Source organism: Nocardia yunnanensis, from assembly GCF_003626895.1.
In the GTDB taxonomy this organism is placed as follows: domain Bacteria; phylum Actinomycetota; class Actinomycetes; order Mycobacteriales; family Mycobacteriaceae; genus Nocardia; species Nocardia yunnanensis.
Window position 1 is genome coordinate 423,214 of the sequence record NZ_CP032568.1, and the last position, 15,576, is coordinate 438,789.

The following is a 15,576-nucleotide window of genomic DNA, read 5'->3' on the forward strand; positions in this document are numbered from 1 at the left end:
CCGGGCACGGATGAACCTCTGGTAACGACCCAGTTATCCCGGCACCCTCGGCGGTGTGATCCCGGATTCAGCCGGAGCTAGCCGAGCACGCCTTCGCTGAGGAAGCCCAGCAGGTCGTGGCGGGTGATGACGCCGACCGGTTTGCCGTCGTCGACGACCATCAGGGCGTCGGTGGACTCCAGCAGCTTGGTGGCCGCCGAGACCGGTTCGCCCGCGCCGATGAGCGGGAAGCCCGGGCTCATGTGCTTGGAGACCGGATCGGTGAGCTTGGCGCGGCCCTCGAACACTGCCGAGAGCAGATCGCGCTCGGTGACCGAGCCGGCGACCTCGCCCGCCATGACCGGCGGTTCGGCGCCGACCACCGGCATCTGCGAGACGCCGTACTCGCGCAGGATCTCGATGGCGTCGCGCAGGGTCTCCTGCGGATGGGTGTGCACCAGGTCCGGCAGTTCACCGGACTTGCCGCGCAGCACGTCGCCCACGTGGACCTCGGTGTGCGAGCCGTCCAGGCGCGAGCGCAGGAAGCCGTAGGAACTCATCCACTGGTCGTTGAAGATCTTCGACAGGTAGCCGCGGCCGCCGTCGGGCAGCAGCACGACCACCACGGCGTCCGGATCGCGCTCGGCGACCTTGAGCGCGGCGACCACGGCCATACCGCAGGACCCGCCGACCAGCAGGCCCTCCTCGCGGGCCAGGCGACGGGTCATCTCGAAGGAGTCGGCGTCGGAGACGGCGATGATCTCGTCCGGGATGGCCGGGTCGTAGGCGCTGGGCCAGAAGTCCTCGCCGACGCCCTCGACCAGGTAGGGCCGGCCGGTGCCGCCGGAGTAGACCGAGCCCTCCGGGTCCGCGCCGACGATCTTGACCTTGCCGCCCGAGACCTCCTTGAGGTAGCGGCCGGTGCCGGTGATGGTGCCGCCGGTGCCGACGCCCGCCACGAAGTGGGTGATCTTGCCCTCGGTGTCGCGCCAGATCTCGGGACCGGTGGTCTCGTAATGGGATTCGGGGCCGCCCGGGTTGGAGTACTGGTCGGGCTTCCACGCGCCGGGGATCTCGCGCACGAGGCGGTCGGAGACGTTGTAGTAGCTGTCCGGGTCCTCGGGCGCGACCGCGGTCGGGCAGACCACGACCTCGGCGCCGTAGGCGCGCAGCACGTTTCGCTTGTCCTCGCTGACCTTGTCCGGGCAGACGAACACGCACTTGTAGCCGCGCTGCTGCGCGACCAGGGCGAGGCCGACACCGGTATTGCCGGAGGTCGGTTCGACGATGGTGCCGCCGGGCTTCAGCAGTCCGGCCTGTTCGGCGGCGTCGATCATCTTGACGGCGATGCGGTCCTTCGAGCTGCCGCCCGGATTGAGGTACTCGACCTTCGCCGCCACCAGTCCCGAGTTCGGACCCACCACGGAGTTCAACCGAACGAGCGGGGTGTTTCCGATCAGATCGACGACATGGTTAGCGATGCGCATACCCCTCATCGTTGCAGAAAGGAGATCCGCGCCTTCGCGCACGTCGGGGATATCGCGGCCGCGGGAACTAGCATCGGTGCCATGAGGATGCCGACGAGCGTGCCCGCCGCCTCCCTGCTCGTGCCCGCCGGCGCCGCGATCATGATCGTCACGGCCGCTCCCGCGCACGCCGCGACCGTCGAATTTCCGCAGGTCCCGAGCATGTATCACGATGCCGCGCTGTGCGGCGGCAACATTCGCTCGTGGGCCGAGACCGATCCGAGGTGGCCGGGGCGAGCCATCATCAGCGTGCAGGCGCTGCCGGTGGGCGGCTTCGATCCGGGCGAGTACAGCTTCGCCCCGATGTGCGAGACGACCGCCACCGTCGCCTGGCGCAACACGAACACCGGCGCCGCCGGCGAATACCGAGTTCCGATCTTGGCCGGCTTCTACGGCAGCGAGCACTACGCGCTGTTCCAGGACACCGGCCCGGGCCACGTCGTCGTCACCGTCTCCACAGACATGCCGAACATCCCCGCCCAGAGCGCCTTCGACGTCCCGGGCTGAACTCCAGGTCCATACGTTCCCCACTCCAGGTCCATACGTTCCCCGCGCGGGCGCGAGAGCCCTTCTCTCCATCCCCCATTCGTGCCCCGCTGCGGCACGCAGCGGGGCACGAGGGTTGTGAGTGAGCGATATCCCACAGCTCACTCGTTGGGATTCCGGCATACCGGATGTTCGTCGCGCCACAGGTGCGTCGTAAATTCGAAGAGGATCACCCCAGCAAAAAAGGAGTCCTCATGGCTGAGGCCGTCATCGTTTCGTACGCCCGCTCGCCCATCGGCCGCGCTGGCAAGGGTTCCCTGGTGAGCATGCGCCCGGACGACCTCGCCGCGCAGATGGTGCAGGCCGCCCTCGACAAGGTGCCCTCGCTCGCCGTCTCCGACATCGACGATCTGCACCTGGGTTGCGGTCAGCCCGCCGGTGAGGGCGGCTTCAACATGGCTCGCGCGGTCGCCGTCCAGCTCGGCTACGACTACCTGCCCGGCGTCACCGTCAACCGCTACTGCTCCTCGTCGCTGCAGACCACCCGGATGGCCTACCACGCCATCAAGGCCGGCGAGGGCGACGTGTTCATCTCCGCCGGCGTGGAGACCGTCTCGCGCTTCCCGAAGGGCACCGCCGACGGCTGGCCCGACACCCACAACCTGAAGTTCGCCGACGCGGAGGCCCGCACCAAGGCCACCGCCGAGTCCAACGCCACCTGGACCGACCCGCGCGAGGAGGGCATCCTCCCGGACGTCTACATCGCCATGGGCCAGACCGCCGAGAACGTCGCCACCTACACCGGCATCTCGCGCGAGGACCAGGACCACTGGGGCGTGCGCTCGCAGAACCGCGCCGAGGAGGCCATCAAGTCCGGCTTCTTCGAGCGGGAGATCACCCCGGTGACCCTGCCCGACGGCACCATCGTCACCACCGACGACGGCCCGCGCGCCGGCACCACCTACGAGAAGATCTCGCAGCTGAAGCCGGTGTTCCGTCCCGACGGCACCATCACCGCCGGCAACGCCTGCCCGCTCAACGACGGTGCGGCCGCCCTGGTCGTCATGTCCGACACCAAGGCCAAGGCGCTGGGCCTGACCCCGCTGGCGCGCATCGTCGCCACCGGCGTTTCGGGCCTGTCGCCGGAGATCATGGGCCTCGGCCCGATTCAGGCCGTGCGCAACACCCTGCAGACCGCGGGCATGAGCATCGGCGATCTCGACCTGTACGAGATCAACGAGGCCTTCGCCGTGCAGGTGCTGGGTTCCGCCCGCGAGCTGAACATGGATCTGGACAAGCTGAACGTGTCCGGCGGCGCGATCGCGCTGGGCCACCCGTTCGGTATGACCGGCGCCCGCATCACCGCGACCCTCATCAACAACCTCCAGACCCACGACAAGCAGTTCGGTCTGGAGACCATGTGTGTCGGCGGCGGCCAGGGCATGGCGATGATCATCGAGCGCCTGAGCTGACGCTCGAACGTCGAGTTGGGCCGCACGACCTGAGGTCGTGCGGCCCAAGTTTTTTGGGAGGGGTTTCCCACACCCGGTCAGGCGTCGAGGTCGGAGGCGATCAGGTCGGCGATCTTGTCGAGGGTGGGCTGGTCGTCGGTGGTGACAATGACTTCGGTGCCCTGGGTCGCGCCCAAGGTCATGATCATGAGGCCGGAGGCTGCGTTCACCGGGGTGCCCCCGGGGAGGGAGAGGGTGACGGGGACGGGTGCGGCAGCGGCGGTTTCGGCGATGATGGCGGCGGGGCGGGCGTGCAGACCTACGGATGATCCGACAGTGACGGTTTTGCTGGGCATGGTCGACTCCTGTTGGGTGGGAAGGGTTTTCAGGCGGTGGCGAGTGCCGTGGGGGCCGGGGGCGGAGGTCTTGCGGAATTGTTTTGCGGCGGTGACGCACGCGGCTCCGACTACCGTGCCCGTCGGGCAGTAGTTCGTCATCGCTGATCAGCACATCGATGTCGGCGATCGCGGCGAAGCGCACCAGGTCCTCCCGTCCACCGCCGCGCGGAGTCGCGTTCGAACCCCCTGGGTCATGGCGCCCATGATTTCGACCGTGGCGGAGGCGAAGTCGTTCGCGGCCCGGGTCCGCGCCCGGCATTACCTGGCGGGTAATCGACTTCGTTCCGCGGGGGCGGAAATATCAACGGCAGCACAGCAATCCCGGATGAGGAGCTCGAAATGCCTGCCTACGCCATCGCCACCCTGTGGGACGTCGACGTCAATGCCGAAATCGTGGAGTACCTCGAGCGCATCGACGCGACGCTGGAACCGTTCGGCGGCAAGTTCATCGTGCACGGCGGGCCACGGCAGCGGGTGATCGAGGGGCCGGCGAACGCGAATGTGATCGTCATCGAATTCCCGGACTACCAGGCGGTCAACGGCTGGTACGAGTCGGCGGCCTATCGGGAGATCCTGCCGCTGCGGACGCGGAACTGTTCCAGCGTCGCGCTGCTCACCGACGACTGCGGCGAGAATCACGTCGCCACCGACGTGCTGAAGGAGGTGGTGAGCAACGAGTGAACGCTCTCAGGCTTGGCTACACAGCAGTGGGCGGGCACCGGAATCCGGTGCCCGCCCACTCGTTTCGCCCACGTTAGGGGTTGGTGCTGACTTACCTGTCCTGGAAGTAGCTCAGCAGGCGCAGGATCTCGAGGTACAGCCAGACCAGGGTGACGGTCAGGCCGAATGCCACGCCCCAGGCCGCCTTCTCCGGAGCCTGCGCCCGGATGAGCTGGTCGGCGGCGTCGAAGTCCAGCAGGAAACTGAAGGCCGCGACACCGATGACCACCAGGCTGAAGATGATCGACATGGTGCCGCCGTCACGCAGGCCGAAGCCGCCCGGGGTGAAGATGCCGGCGACCAGGTTGCCCAGCATCAGCACCATGACGCCGATCAGCGCGCCGACGACCATGCGGGTCAACCGCGGGGTGACGCGGATCGCGCCGGTCTTGTAGACCACGAGCATGCCGAAGAACACGCCGAAGGTGCCGAGCACCGCCTGCGCGATCAGCCCAGAACCGCCCACGCCGCCGAAGGCCACATTGGTGAACATGAACGAAAGCGCGCCCAGGAACAGGCCCTCCAGCCCCGCGTAGCTGAGCACCAGCGCCGGGTTGTCCTGCTTGCGGCCGAAGGTCATGATCATGGCGAGCGCGAAACCGCCGAGGCCGCCGATCAGCACGAACATCAGCGCCAGGCTGTGGTTGCCCGCGGTGAGCGCGTAGGACAGGATCGCGCCCAGCACGGTCACGCCGAGGGTGATGCCGGTCTTCTGCACCACGTCGTCGATGGTCATCGGGCGGGTGGTGGGGACCGCGGGCTGATAGGGCTGCTGACCGTAGCCCGGGTACTGCGGCGGCTGCTGGCCGTAGCCCGGCTGCCGGTAGCCCTGCTGCGCGTACGGATCGGTGGGGAACGGACCGGCTCCAGGGGCCTGGCCGAAGCCGGCGTAGCCGCCCTGCTGCGGCTGCATATTCCGGAAAACCGGGTTGGATGTGGAGCGGGGCACTGTGCGTCCCTTTCTGGAGTCGCGGCTCACGTAGGTCGTGGCCTGTGAAGCTACTCGTCCAACGCGCTACGGGGGTCCGGAGTTCCCGAACCCCCAATAGATCGGACTAACTGGACTTTACCTGAGCTTTACCGAACGCGCCGCGCGTCACTCGGTCGTCAGCCCAGCTGAGTCATCACCCGCTGCGCGATCAACTCCAGGTGATCGAGATCCGACAGATCCAGGATCTGCAGGTAAAACCGGCTCGTACCAGCGGTTTCCGCATAGCGGCCGATCTTGTCGGCCACCTCGTCCGGGCTGCCCGCGAGACCGTTGGCCTTCAGCTCGTCCACGTCGCGGCCGATGGCCGCCGCCCGCTCGGCGACCTCGGCGTCGGACGCGCCGACACAGGCGACCAGGGCATTGGAGAAGGTGATGTCCTGCGGATCGCGTCCGGCGTCCTTGGCGGCCTTGCGGACTCGCTCGAACTGCTCGGCGCTGGCCTCCGGCGACTGGAACGGCACATTGAACTCGGTCGCGTATTGCGCCGCCAGCCGCGGGGTGCGCTTGGCGCCCATGCCGCCGATGATCACCGGCAGGCGCGACTGCGCGGGCTTGGGCAGCGCCGGGGAGTCGGTGAGCGTGTAGTGCTGCCCCGAGAACGAGAACGTCTCCCCCACCGGCGTCGACCACAGACCGGTCACGATGGCCAGCTGCTCCTCGAAGCGCGGGAACTTCTCGGCCGGGAACGGAATGCCGTAGGCGGTGTGCTCGGACTCGAACCAGCCCGCGCCGAAACCGAATTCGACACGGCCGCCGGACATGGCGTCGACCTGCGCCACCTCGATGGCCAGCACGCCGGGATGGCGGAAGGTGGCGGAGGTGACCAGGGTGCCCAGCCGGATGCGGCGGGTCTCGCGGGCCAGCCCGGCGAGGGTGATCCAGGCGTCGGTGGGGCCGGGCAGGCCGTCGGCGTCACCCATCTTGAGGTAGTGGTCGGATCGGAAGAAGGCGTCGTAGCCGAGGTCCTCGGCGGTCTTGGCGACGGTGCACAGCGTGTCGTAGGTCGCGCCCTGCTGCGGTTCGGTGAAGACTCGAAGATCGATTCGTCCCATGCGTCCTATTGTTCGGCGTCGTGCAGACCGCGGACCGAGCGGGTCACCGTGAATTTGCGATTGCGGCCCATCACATCGGTTTTGCCGACCATGCGTTCCATGACGCCCCGGTAGTTGAGGTGCGTGTTGTAGACGGTCCACAGCTCACCGCCGGGCCGCAGCACGCGACCGGTCTGCTGGAACATCTTGATGGCCGAGCCGGTGTGCACGGCCGCCCCGAGGTGGAAGGGCGGATTGCAGACCACCAGATCGGCGCTGTTGTCGGGGGCGGTGGACATGGCGTCGTCCTGCAGCACGGTCACGCGGTCGGCGACGCCGTTGGCGGCGGCGGTGGCGCGGGTGGAGGCGACCGCGGCCGCGGACTGGTCGGTCGCGGTGACCCGCAGGCCGGGGCGCGCCTTGGCCAGGGCGACCGCGAGAATGCCGGTGCCGCAACCCAAATCGATGGCATCGCGGGCGTCCGGCTTCATCCGCCTCAGATGGTCGAGCAGGAATCGGGTGCCGATGTCCAGGCGCGGGCCGGAGAAGGCCGCGCCGTGCGCGACCACCTCGAGGTCGCGGTCGTCGAGCCGGTTGCGGATCGGAAAGCGCGGCTCGCCAAGGGGTTTGGGGTCGGCGGCGAGCAGGATGCGGGACTTCTGGCGGCCACGGCTGGCGCGCACCGAGCCGAAGGATTCGGCCAGCACCTCGTTCATGGCCGGGGTCAGGTACTTGTCGCGGCCGCCGGCGAAGACCTCCACGTCGGGGGCGGCGTAGCGGGCGATGGCCTCGGCGGTCTCGGCCAGACCGGACAGCGCGCGCGGCAGCCGCCACAGCACCACCCGCACGTCGCCGAGCAATTCCGGACCCAAGGCGTGCATGGCGAAACGGTCGGAAAGGCCGACAATTCGGGCATTGTTGGCGAGGGCCAATTCACCGGTCAGCAAATCCTGATGCACGCGAACGCCGCGCAGCTCGTGGCCCGCGATCGCGCCGAGGGTCAAGGCCCCGTAGCCGTCGTCGATCACCGCGACCCGGCCATCCCCGGCCACGGCCAGCGAATCCGCGGCGACATCCAGCAGGAATCGGTCCGCGGCATCGACCGCGTACAGATTCACCGCTTCCACATCCGGATACCGCCGCAACCGGCGCAATACATCCTCGACCTCAACCACGCCTACAGTGTGCTAGATCATTGCCGACTTCTTCCATTCGGCTCGACCAACACCTTTTCTTCTCCCCGAACGATCCCGGCGCAGTTCTGCGATCCCGCAAAAACCGTGGGGATCGCGTTCACGCCGAAGGGGTTTCGGGGGCGGTCACCGCGAGCTCCGGGTTGCCGGAGCTTCGCCGGGGCATGCACGCGGCGGCCCCGATCAACACCACGGCCATGGCGGCGACGCCGAGGAACACCACGTGCACCGCGGGCGCGAGCTCGGCCGCCGCCGGATGATCGACCCCGCCGAGACGGGCATTGACGAGCGCGCCGAAGACCGCCACCCCGACCGCGCTGCCCAGCGAGCGGGCGAACATATTGGTGGCGGTCACCACGCCGCGCTCGGACCAGTCGGCGCTGGCCTGAGCGGCGATCAGCGTCGGACTGGCCACCAGGCCCATTCCCATTCCGACGACGAAGCAGCCCAACGCCACCCGCGGCAGACCGGAGTGGGCGTCGACCAGCAACAGCGAGCCCGCCCCGACTGCGGCGAGCACGCCGCCGATGATGCCGGTGGCACGAAAACCTATGCGCAGGTATACCTTTCCAGCCTGCGAAGCCGATACCGGCCAGCCCAGCGTCAGCGCGCCGACGGTCAGCCCCGCGAGCAGCGCCCCGCTGCCCAGCACCCCCTGCGCGAAGGTCGGCACATACGAGGTGAGCCCCAGCAGGATCGCGCCCACCAGCAGCGAGGCCAGACTGCTGGCCACCACGATACGGCGGGTGAAAACCCACAGCGGCAGAATCGGATTCGCCGCCCGCCGCTCCACCAGCCCGAACGCGACCAACACCAGCGCGCCGCCCGCGAACAGCGTCACGCTCGCCGGCGCGGTCCAGGCCCATGCCTGCCCGCCCTCGAGCAGCGCCAGGATCAGCGCTCCCGCCCCGACGGTGAGCAGCGCCGCGCCGAGGTAATCGATCCGATGACGCTGCCGCGGAGCGCTTTCGGTGAATTTTCGCAGGATCATCCAGCCCGCCAGCGCCGCCAGCGGCAGGTTGATCAGAAAGATCCATCGCCAGCTGACGTACTCGGAGAACACCCCGCCCAGCAGCGGCCCCAGCACCGAGGAGGCCGCCCACACGCTCGCCAGGTACGCCTGCACCTTGGCGCGCTCGGGCACGGTGTAGATGTCCCCGGCGATGGTCATCGACATCGGGCTCACCGCACCGGCGCCGATGCCCTGCACCGCCCGGAACACGATCAACCCGATCATGCTGGTGGCCAGCCCGCACAACAGCGACCCGAGCGCGAACACCCCGATCCCGAACAGCATCACCGGTTTCCGCCCCACCATGTCGGCGAGCTTGCCGTAGATCGGCACCGTCACCGCTTGCGCCAGCAGATAGATGCTGAACAGCCAGGGGAATTGCGCGAAGCCTCCGAGCTGGTCGGTGATGGTCAGCACCGCGGTCGCGATGATGGTGGAATCCAAGGCGACCAGCGAGGTCGACAGCATGATCGCCGCCAGAATCGGCCCCCGCTCCGACCGAAACCCGATCGACGACTTCACATCCACCGCCGTCACCCGCGGCCCCTCTCCTCGACCCGACTCACCACTCGAGTCGAACACACGGGCGGGGCCGCTATTCCCGCGGCCCGCCGCTACAGCGAGGCGGCCAGGTCGCGGAGGACGGGGAGGCTGACGGAGCCGGAGGTGAGGATGCGGTCGTGGAAGGTCTTGATGTCGAAGGCGGTTCCGAGGCGGGTGGCGGCTTGGGTGCGCTGGCGGCGGATTTCGAGTTGGCCGACCTTGTAGGCGACGGCTTGGCCGGGCATGGCGATGTAGCGGTCGATCTCGACGCGGATTTCGTCGATGCCGACGGGGGCGTTGGCGACCATGAAGTCGATGGCCTGCCGGCGGGTCCAGCCCTTGGCGTGCAGGCCGGTGTCGACGACCAGGCGGCAGGAACGCCAGGAGTCGGCGGCGAGCATGCCGATGCGGGTGAGATCGTCGGGGTAGAGGCCCATTTCGTCGGCGAGGCGTTCGGTGTAGAGGGCCCAGCCTTCGACGAAGGCGGTGTTGGCGAAGGACATGCGCTGGAAGCGCGGCAGGTGATCGAGCTCGTTGGCGATGGTGAGCTGGAGGTGGTGGCCGGGGATGGCCTCGTGGTAGGCGACCGCGGCGGTCTCGTAGCGGTTGCGGGACTTGGGTTCTCGCAGGTTGACGTAGTACGCGCCGGGGCGGGAGCCGTCGGCGGCGGGCGGGAAGTAGTAGGCGGCGGGCGCGTCGGCGGCCAGGAAGTCGGGGACGGGCCGGATATCGCAGGATTCGCGCGGGAGACGGCCGAACCAGTTCGGCATTTCCGCCTGTGCGGCAGCGAGATACGAGCGGGCGTCGGCCATGATCTCGTCGGCGTCGCCGTAGCGCAGCGCGTCGTCCTCGCGGAGACGCGCGAAAATGGCCGTCTGATCGGACAATCCGAACAGGCGCGCGCCGACCTCCTCGTATTCCGCACGCAGCCCGGCCAATTCGTCGAGGCCGAGCTGGTGGATCTCCTCCGCGCCCAGGTCGTCGAGGGTGGTGTGGCGGCGCAGCAGGCGGCCGTAGATGTCCGCGCCGTCGTCGCCGAGCCAGCACAGGCCGGGCCGGTCGTCGGGGCGGGCGGCGGGCTCGAGCTCGGTGGCCAGCACCTCGCGATACGCCGCGAACGCGGGGCGGATGACATCGCGGGCGATCTCGGCCAGCTCTGCGCGCCAGGCGCTTTCGCCGTCCCAGTCCGCCGGCCCCGCGAAGGTGACGAAGGGGTCGTCACGCAGGTCGGAGGCCAGGTAGCCGTCCAGCTGATTGAGCGAGCGTTCGATCGTGATGCGCGCGGGCGTGCGCCCGGCCGCCAGGCCCGCGCGGAAGCGGGTCACGGCCTGCGCCATCAGCGTCCCGAACTGCCGGTACCGGTCGAGCAGTGCGCGCGCGTTCTCCGGTTCGGGCGCGTTCACCTGCGGCGCCATGGTCAGCATTCCGGCATGCACGCCGGTCATCTGATCCGAGGCCAGCTCCACCGGCCGCCACTCCAGATGCGCGACCGCCGAAGCCAATTCGGTGCGCAGCAGGCTGCGGGTCGTCCGGTCCTCGTCGCTCGAGCGCCCGGCATCCAGCGCGTCCACCTCGGCCAGCAGCCCGCGCCAGGTGCCCAGCAGCCGCTGCTCGGCCTCGACCGACAGATCCTCGATGCGATCGTCGAATCGCCTGTCCCCCAGCAATGTCGCCTCACTCGGCGCGGACTCCAGCATGGCGTCCCAGTAGCGGTCGGCGAGAGCGATCAATTCCTCGTGCGCTGTGTCCAATTTGCCCTCCGCTTCGCTTCGGGCGGGTTCGCGGCCCTGGAGGTCTCGATTCTTCCCTCCTTCCGCTCCTCCGCTACGCTCCCCCGCTCCACTCGGTCCAGAATCGAGACGGGCCGCGAACCATTATGTCCTTGTGTGGCGATCACCGGCGAGGTGGCACCGGAATGCGCATGAGGTCCTCGGCCACCACGATCTCACCGTCGAAATGGGCGCGGGCGTCGGCGAGATGCTGGTCGAGGGTGCGGTAGCGCTGGGAGTAATGGGTCAGCACCAGGGTGCGGACGCCGCATTCGGCGGCGACGCGGGCGGCCTGGCCGGCGGTGAGATGGCCGTATTCGATCGCGAGCTGCTCGTCGGCGTCGACGAACGTGGCCTCGATGACCAGCATGTCCACCCCGCGGGCGAGGTCGTAGACGCCGCCGCAGAGGCGGGTGTCCATGACGAAGGCAAAGCTCTGGCCGGGGCGGACCTCGCTGACCTCGTCGAGGGTGACGGTCCGGTCGCCGACGCGGGCCTCGCCGTGGCGTTGGAGCGCACCGACGACCGGGCCCGACAGGCCGAGCTCACGCAGGCGTTCGGGCACGAAACGGCGGGTGTCGGGTTCGTCGAGCCGGTAGCCGAAGGTCTCCACCGGATGCGAGAGCTGGGCGGCCCGCAGCGTGAAATCGGCTCCCGGCGGCGGCAATTCGCCATTGCCGGTGATCGGGTGCGGTTCCAGCTCGACCTGGCGATTGTGCGCCGAGGAGTCGATGAGCCGCTCGTAGAAGACCGCACCGGAGGCCGGGAAGTAGACGTCCACCGGATGCAGCGCGCCGTCGAGGCTGATGCGGCCGAGTACGCCGGGCAGCCCGAAACAGTGGTCGCCGTGGAAGTGGGTGATGCAGATGCGGGTGATCCCGCTGGCGGCTACGCCCGCGAAGCTCATCTGCCGCTGGGTGCCCTCCCCCGGGTCGAACAGCAGCCCCTCCCGGTCCCAGCGCAGCAGGTAACCATTGTGATTGCGCTGCTTGGTCGGTACTTGGCTGGCCGTTCCCAGAATGACCAGTTCGCGCTGTGACACGGCCGCCAGGCTACCGGCCGGTCCGGTGATCCTCGCGGTGGCAGACCGGGCGCGTCCCCGGACATACGGAGAGGGGGTATAGGTCCGGCGGGTAGGATCGGTGCCGTGATCGAATCGCAGCCGCGAAGCACCCGGTACGTCCGGGCCTTCGGGCTGCTCGCGCTCATGGCCGGCATCGTGGCCATGCACGCGCTGATCCTGGGCATGAGCCACGGGCACACCGAACACAGCGCACCCGCGGCCATGGTCATGCAGCAGGACCATCCGAACACCTCCGCTCCGGGTTGCGGCGGGGACTGCGGCAGCGGCCACGCCGGAATGCACGGCTGCCTGTTCGTGCTCACCGGACTGTTGCTGGGACTGGGTCTGACCCTGCTGGCCTGGGTCGGCCTCCGCCGCCGCGACGCCGCGACCGCGGCGGTTCGCCGGCCCCGCGCGCACCACGCCCGCCCACCCCCGTGGACGGTGCTCTCCCTGGCCGATTTGGCGATTCTGCGGATCTGATGGGCCGCTGCTTCCGCATCTCCCACGCGGACGCGGGTTTTCGCATGCCCATTCCCCAGTACGTCAGCAATTCCCAAGGAGTTCAACCATGTTCGCCACCCGTACCAAGCTCGCCCTGATCGCCGGCGTCTCGGCCGCCGCCCTGCTGGCCGCCGGATGCTCCAGCAACGACAGCGACACCCCGAAGGCCGCAACCACTTCCACCACCATGTCCATGAATCACGGCCAGAGCACCTCGATGCCGGCGGCGCGCAGCGACTTCAACGACGCCGACGTGAACTTCCTGACCATGATGTACCCACACCACGCCCAGGCCGTGGAGATGGCGAAGCTGGTGCCGACCCGCTCGCAGAACCAGCAGCTGATCACCCTCGCCCAGGCGGTCGAGCAAGCGCAGTCCCCGGAGATGCAGCAGATCACGACGCTGCTGCAAAGCTTCGGCAAGCCGACGCCGTCGGGCGAGATGAACCACGACATGCCCGGCATCATGACCAAGGATCAGATGGCGAAGCTGGAAGCCGCCTCCGGCCCGGAGTTCGACAAACTGTGGATGCAGATGATGATCCAGCACCACCAGGGCGCCATCGACATGGCCAACACCGAACTCGCACAAGGCAACAACGCCGACTCGAAGTCACTGGCCCAGTCCATCGTGACCGCCCAGCAGCAGGAGATCACCCAGATGAACACCATGCTGAGCCAGAGCTAGCGACGAAAGCAGAACGGGCGCGCCATATCCGGCGCGCCCGTTTGTCTCGTGCCTCGGGTGTTCGGGGGCGAAGCCCGTGAGATCCCAAGGGGGTTCGGGGGCGAAGCCCCTGAGATTCTCGAGGGGGTTCGGGGGCGAAGCCCCTGAGAGTTACGAGAGTTGTTCTAACTGCCGATGACGGCGTTCATGATCGTGCCGGCGCTGGTGGCGGTGGCGCCGCCGATCATGGCCCCCGCCACCATCTTCGGCGACTCGAGCCCGCCGCCGCTCCACTTCTCCCACGCGAACCGGCCACCCCCGTAGGTGATGGCGGTGACGCCCGACAGCATGGTGAACCAGGTGAAGTAGCGGACCAGCTTCATCAGCTTGTCTGCTACCGGCGGCGTCTCCGGTGTCGGATTGCCGATCTGCGCGACCACGGTGTTGTAGGCGTCATGCACTGCGAGGAGCATGCTCACGATCGGTTCCTCTCGGGATGCTGAATCGGTGCTGATGATCCGAACTTGTGGCACAACTCTCACTATTCAGAGCAATTGAACCGCACTTTTCGGGGTGTCATAGCGACGACACACCACCAGCACCGAACTCGAGCACCCGTTCAGCTACCGATTTCGCTCGCTCCCGCCTTGTTCAGCAGCGCATGTCTGCGCCCGTAGGCGAAGTACAGCACCATGCCGATCGCCATCCAGATGACGAACCGCAGCCACGTCTCCACCGACAGGTTGAACATCAGCCACGCGCACGCGATCACCGACACGATCGGAATCAGCGGCACCAGCGGCACCCGGAAGCCGCGCGGCAGATCCGGCCGCGACCGGCGCAGCAGCACCACGCCGACGGACACCAGCACGAACGCGAACAGCGTGCCGATATTGACCATCTCCTCGAGCGTGCCGAAATCCACGAACCCGGCCAGCACCGCGCAGACGACGCCGACGATGGCGGTGATCCGCACCGGCGTGCCCTTGGATCCGGTGTGCGCGAGCTGACGCGGCACCAGCCCGTCGCGGGCCATGGCGAACAGCACCCGGGTCTGGCCCAGGAACAGCACCATGACGACGGTGGTCAGACCGGCCAGCGCGCCGATGGAGATGAGGTTCTTGGCCCAGGTGACGCCGTGAATGGCGAAAGCCGTTGCGAGCGTGGCATCTTCGCCCTGCAGCTGGGTGTAGGGCACCATGCCGGTGAGCACCAGCGAGACCACCACGTACAGCACGGTCACGATGGCCAGCGAGCCCAGGATGCCGCGCGGCACATTGCGCTGCGGATCCTTGGTCTCCTCGGCGGCGGTGGCGACCACGTCGAAACCGATGAACGCGAAGAACACGATCGAGGCCGCGGCCAGCAGGCCGTACCAGCCGAAGTGGCTGTTGCCGCCGCCGGTGACCAGCTGGAACAGCGTCTGCTGCAGCTTGCCGGTGCTGGTGTCGGCGTTGGGAACCGACGGCGGCACGAACGGCTTCAGGTTCGAGGCCTTGAAGTAGGTCGCGCCGACCACGACCACCAGCGCGATGACGGCCAGCTTGATGGCGACGGCCACCGCCGACACCCGCGAGGACAGCTTGGTGCCCAGGGCCAGCAGCACGCCGAGGACGGCGATCAGCACCACCGCGCCCCAGTCGAATTTCACCGACCCGAAGTGCCAGATCGGCTGATGCCCGCCCATGACCGTGCCCAGGTACTGCGACCAGCCCTTGGCCACCACCGAGGTGCCGAGCGCGAATTCGAGGATGAGGTCCCAGCCGATGATCCAGGCGATCAGTTCCCCGAAGGTGGCGTAGGAGAAGGTGTACGCGCTGCCCGCGACCGGCACGGTCGAGGCGAACTCGGCATAGCAGAGCGCGGCCAGACCACAGGCCACGGCGGCGAACACGAAGGCGAGCGAGACCGCGGGTCCGGCCATGTTGCCCGCGGTGCGCGCGGTGAGGGTGAAGATGCCCGCGCCGACCACGACGGCCACACCGAAGACGGTGAGGTCCCACGAGGTCAGGTCCTTGCGCAGTTTGGCGTCGGGATCGTCGGTGTCCCGAATGGACTGTTCGACGCTCTTGGTGCGGAACAGTCCGGTGGTGCGCTGGGCAGCGGGACCGGCAGCGTCCCGCGGGGAGTCCGATATCGCCACTGTTTCTCCTATATCTGGCTACTCGGCAACAATGCAGTTCTCACCGGTCAGCCACAGTCCAGCTCCCGGTCGGTGTGCTTTCGCTGGTGGCCTGCAGAAA

15 protein-coding genes are annotated in these 15,576 nt (G+C 68.2%); 5 read left to right on the forward strand and 10 right to left on the reverse strand.

From position 1 onward, the window contains the following. Positions 1 to 77 precede the first annotated feature (77 nt). Positions 78 to 1,466 carry a cystathionine beta-synthase gene (locus D7D52_RS01915; protein ID WP_120734776.1) on the reverse strand — a complete coding sequence of 463 codons (1,389 nt, stop codon included), beginning with the start codon at positions 1,464 to 1,466 and terminating at the stop codon, positions 78 to 80. An 81-nt stretch (positions 1,467 to 1,547) separates the two neighbouring features. Between D7D52_RS01915 and D7D52_RS01920 the strand changes: the two genes are divergently transcribed. Both D7D52_RS01920 and D7D52_RS01925 read left to right on the forward strand, forming a co-directional pair. Next, positions 1,548 to 2,012: a hypothetical protein gene (locus D7D52_RS01920; RefSeq protein WP_120734777.1), complete on the forward strand. Its 465-nt coding sequence runs from the start codon at positions 1,548 to 1,550 to the stop codon at positions 2,010 to 2,012. Between the two features lie 233 nt (positions 2,013 to 2,245). Then, entirely contained in the window at positions 2,246 to 3,463 is a 1,218-nt protein-coding gene (locus D7D52_RS01925) for an acetyl-CoA C-acetyltransferase (protein WP_120734778.1), read from the forward strand. A 77-nt stretch (positions 3,464 to 3,540) separates the two neighbouring features. Here the strand turns inward: D7D52_RS01925 and D7D52_RS01930 are convergent, their stop codons facing one another. Further along, positions 3,541 to 3,798 (reverse strand): HPr family phosphocarrier protein, encoded by a 258-nt coding sequence (locus D7D52_RS01930; protein WP_120743716.1) that lies wholly within the window; start codon positions 3,796 to 3,798, stop codon positions 3,541 to 3,543. A 381-nt stretch (positions 3,799 to 4,179) separates the two neighbouring features. On the opposite strand from D7D52_RS01930, the gene D7D52_RS01935 reads away from it, so the two are divergent. Continuing rightward, a complete protein-coding gene (locus D7D52_RS01935; protein ID WP_120734779.1) occupies positions 4,180 to 4,521 on the forward strand; it encodes a DUF1330 domain-containing protein in 342 nt (113 codons plus the stop codon). A 91-nt stretch (positions 4,522 to 4,612) separates the two neighbouring features. On the opposite strand, the gene D7D52_RS01940 is transcribed toward D7D52_RS01935, so the two are convergent. From D7D52_RS01940 to D7D52_RS01965, 6 genes are all read right to left on the reverse strand, one after another. After that, positions 4,613 to 5,473, reverse strand: coding sequence for a Bax inhibitor-1/YccA family protein (locus D7D52_RS01940; RefSeq protein ID WP_120734780.1), 861 nt, complete (start codon positions 5,471 to 5,473; stop codon positions 4,613 to 4,615). Positions 5,474 to 5,667: 194 nt separating this feature from the next. Continuing rightward, positions 5,668 to 6,594: an LLM class F420-dependent oxidoreductase gene (locus D7D52_RS01945; protein ID WP_120743717.1), complete on the reverse strand. Its 927-nt coding sequence runs from the start codon at positions 6,592 to 6,594 to the stop codon at positions 5,668 to 5,670. A 14-nt stretch (positions 6,595 to 6,608) separates the two neighbouring features. Continuing rightward, positions 6,609 to 7,757: a class I SAM-dependent methyltransferase gene (locus tag D7D52_RS01950; RefSeq protein WP_120734781.1), complete on the reverse strand. Its 1,149-nt coding sequence runs from the start codon at positions 7,755 to 7,757 to the stop codon at positions 6,609 to 6,611. Between the two features lie 118 nt (positions 7,758 to 7,875). Next, positions 7,876 to 9,324 carry an MDR family MFS transporter gene (locus D7D52_RS01955; protein WP_246023593.1) on the reverse strand — a complete coding sequence of 483 codons (1,449 nt, stop codon included), beginning with the start codon at positions 9,322 to 9,324 and terminating at the stop codon, positions 7,876 to 7,878. 77 nt (positions 9,325 to 9,401) lie between these two features. Then, complete coding sequence (locus tag D7D52_RS01960; RefSeq protein ID WP_246023594.1) at positions 9,402 to 11,081, reverse strand: DUF885 domain-containing protein; 1,680 nt, start codon at positions 11,079 to 11,081, stop codon at positions 9,402 to 9,404. 142 nt (positions 11,082 to 11,223) lie between these two features. Further along, on the reverse strand, positions 11,224 to 12,141 hold the full coding sequence (locus tag D7D52_RS01965) for a ribonuclease Z (protein WP_120734782.1): 918 nt from the start codon (positions 12,139 to 12,141) through the stop codon (positions 11,224 to 11,226). 105 nt (positions 12,142 to 12,246) lie between these two features. On the opposite strand from D7D52_RS01965, the gene D7D52_RS01970 reads away from it, so the two are divergent. After that, positions 12,247 to 12,645 (forward strand): DUF6153 family protein, encoded by a 399-nt coding sequence (locus D7D52_RS01970; RefSeq protein WP_120734783.1) that lies wholly within the window; start codon positions 12,247 to 12,249, stop codon positions 12,643 to 12,645. Positions 12,646 to 12,733: 88 nt separating this feature from the next. After that, complete coding sequence (locus D7D52_RS01975; protein WP_187703098.1) at positions 12,734 to 13,354, forward strand: DUF305 domain-containing protein; 621 nt, start codon at positions 12,734 to 12,736, stop codon at positions 13,352 to 13,354. A gap of 164 nt (positions 13,355 to 13,518) precedes the next feature. Here the strand turns inward: D7D52_RS01975 and D7D52_RS01980 are convergent, their stop codons facing one another. Both D7D52_RS01980 and D7D52_RS01985 read right to left on the reverse strand, forming a co-directional pair. Next, positions 13,519 to 13,806 carry a hypothetical protein gene (locus D7D52_RS01980; RefSeq protein WP_187703184.1) on the reverse strand — a complete coding sequence of 96 codons (288 nt, stop codon included), beginning with the start codon at positions 13,804 to 13,806 and terminating at the stop codon, positions 13,519 to 13,521. 146 nt (positions 13,807 to 13,952) lie between these two features. Then, positions 13,953 to 15,476 (reverse strand): amino acid permease, encoded by a 1,524-nt coding sequence (locus D7D52_RS01985; RefSeq protein WP_187703099.1) that lies wholly within the window; start codon positions 15,474 to 15,476, stop codon positions 13,953 to 13,955. Positions 15,477 to 15,576: the final 100 nt, after the last annotated feature.

Bases quoted from the DNA above. Each gene is read 5' to 3' on its own strand.
- D7D52_RS01915 (WP_120734776.1), bottom strand. From the start codon at position 1,466: ATGCGCATCGCTAACCATGTCGTCGATCTGATCGGAAACACCCCGCTC.
- D7D52_RS01920 (WP_120734777.1), top strand. From the start codon at position 1,548: ATGAGGATGCCGACGAGCGTGCCCGCCGCCTCCCTGCTCGTGCCCGCC.
- D7D52_RS01925 (WP_120734778.1), top strand. From the start codon at position 2,246: ATGGCTGAGGCCGTCATCGTTTCGTACGCCCGCTCGCCCATCGGCCGC.
- D7D52_RS01930 (WP_120743716.1), bottom strand. From the start codon at position 3,798: ATGCCCAGCAAAACCGTCACTGTCGGATCATCCGTAGGTCTGCACGCC.
- D7D52_RS01935 (WP_120734779.1), top strand. From the start codon at position 4,180: ATGCCTGCCTACGCCATCGCCACCCTGTGGGACGTCGACGTCAATGCC.
- D7D52_RS01940 (WP_120734780.1), bottom strand. From the start codon at position 5,473: ATGCAGCCGCAGCAGGGCGGCTACGCCGGCTTCGGCCAGGCCCCTGGA.
- D7D52_RS01975 (WP_187703098.1), top strand. From the start codon at position 12,734: ATGTTCGCCACCCGTACCAAGCTCGCCCTGATCGCCGGCGTCTCGGCC.
- D7D52_RS01980 (WP_187703184.1), bottom strand. From the start codon at position 13,806: ATGCTCCTCGCAGTGCATGACGCCTACAACACCGTGGTCGCGCAGATC.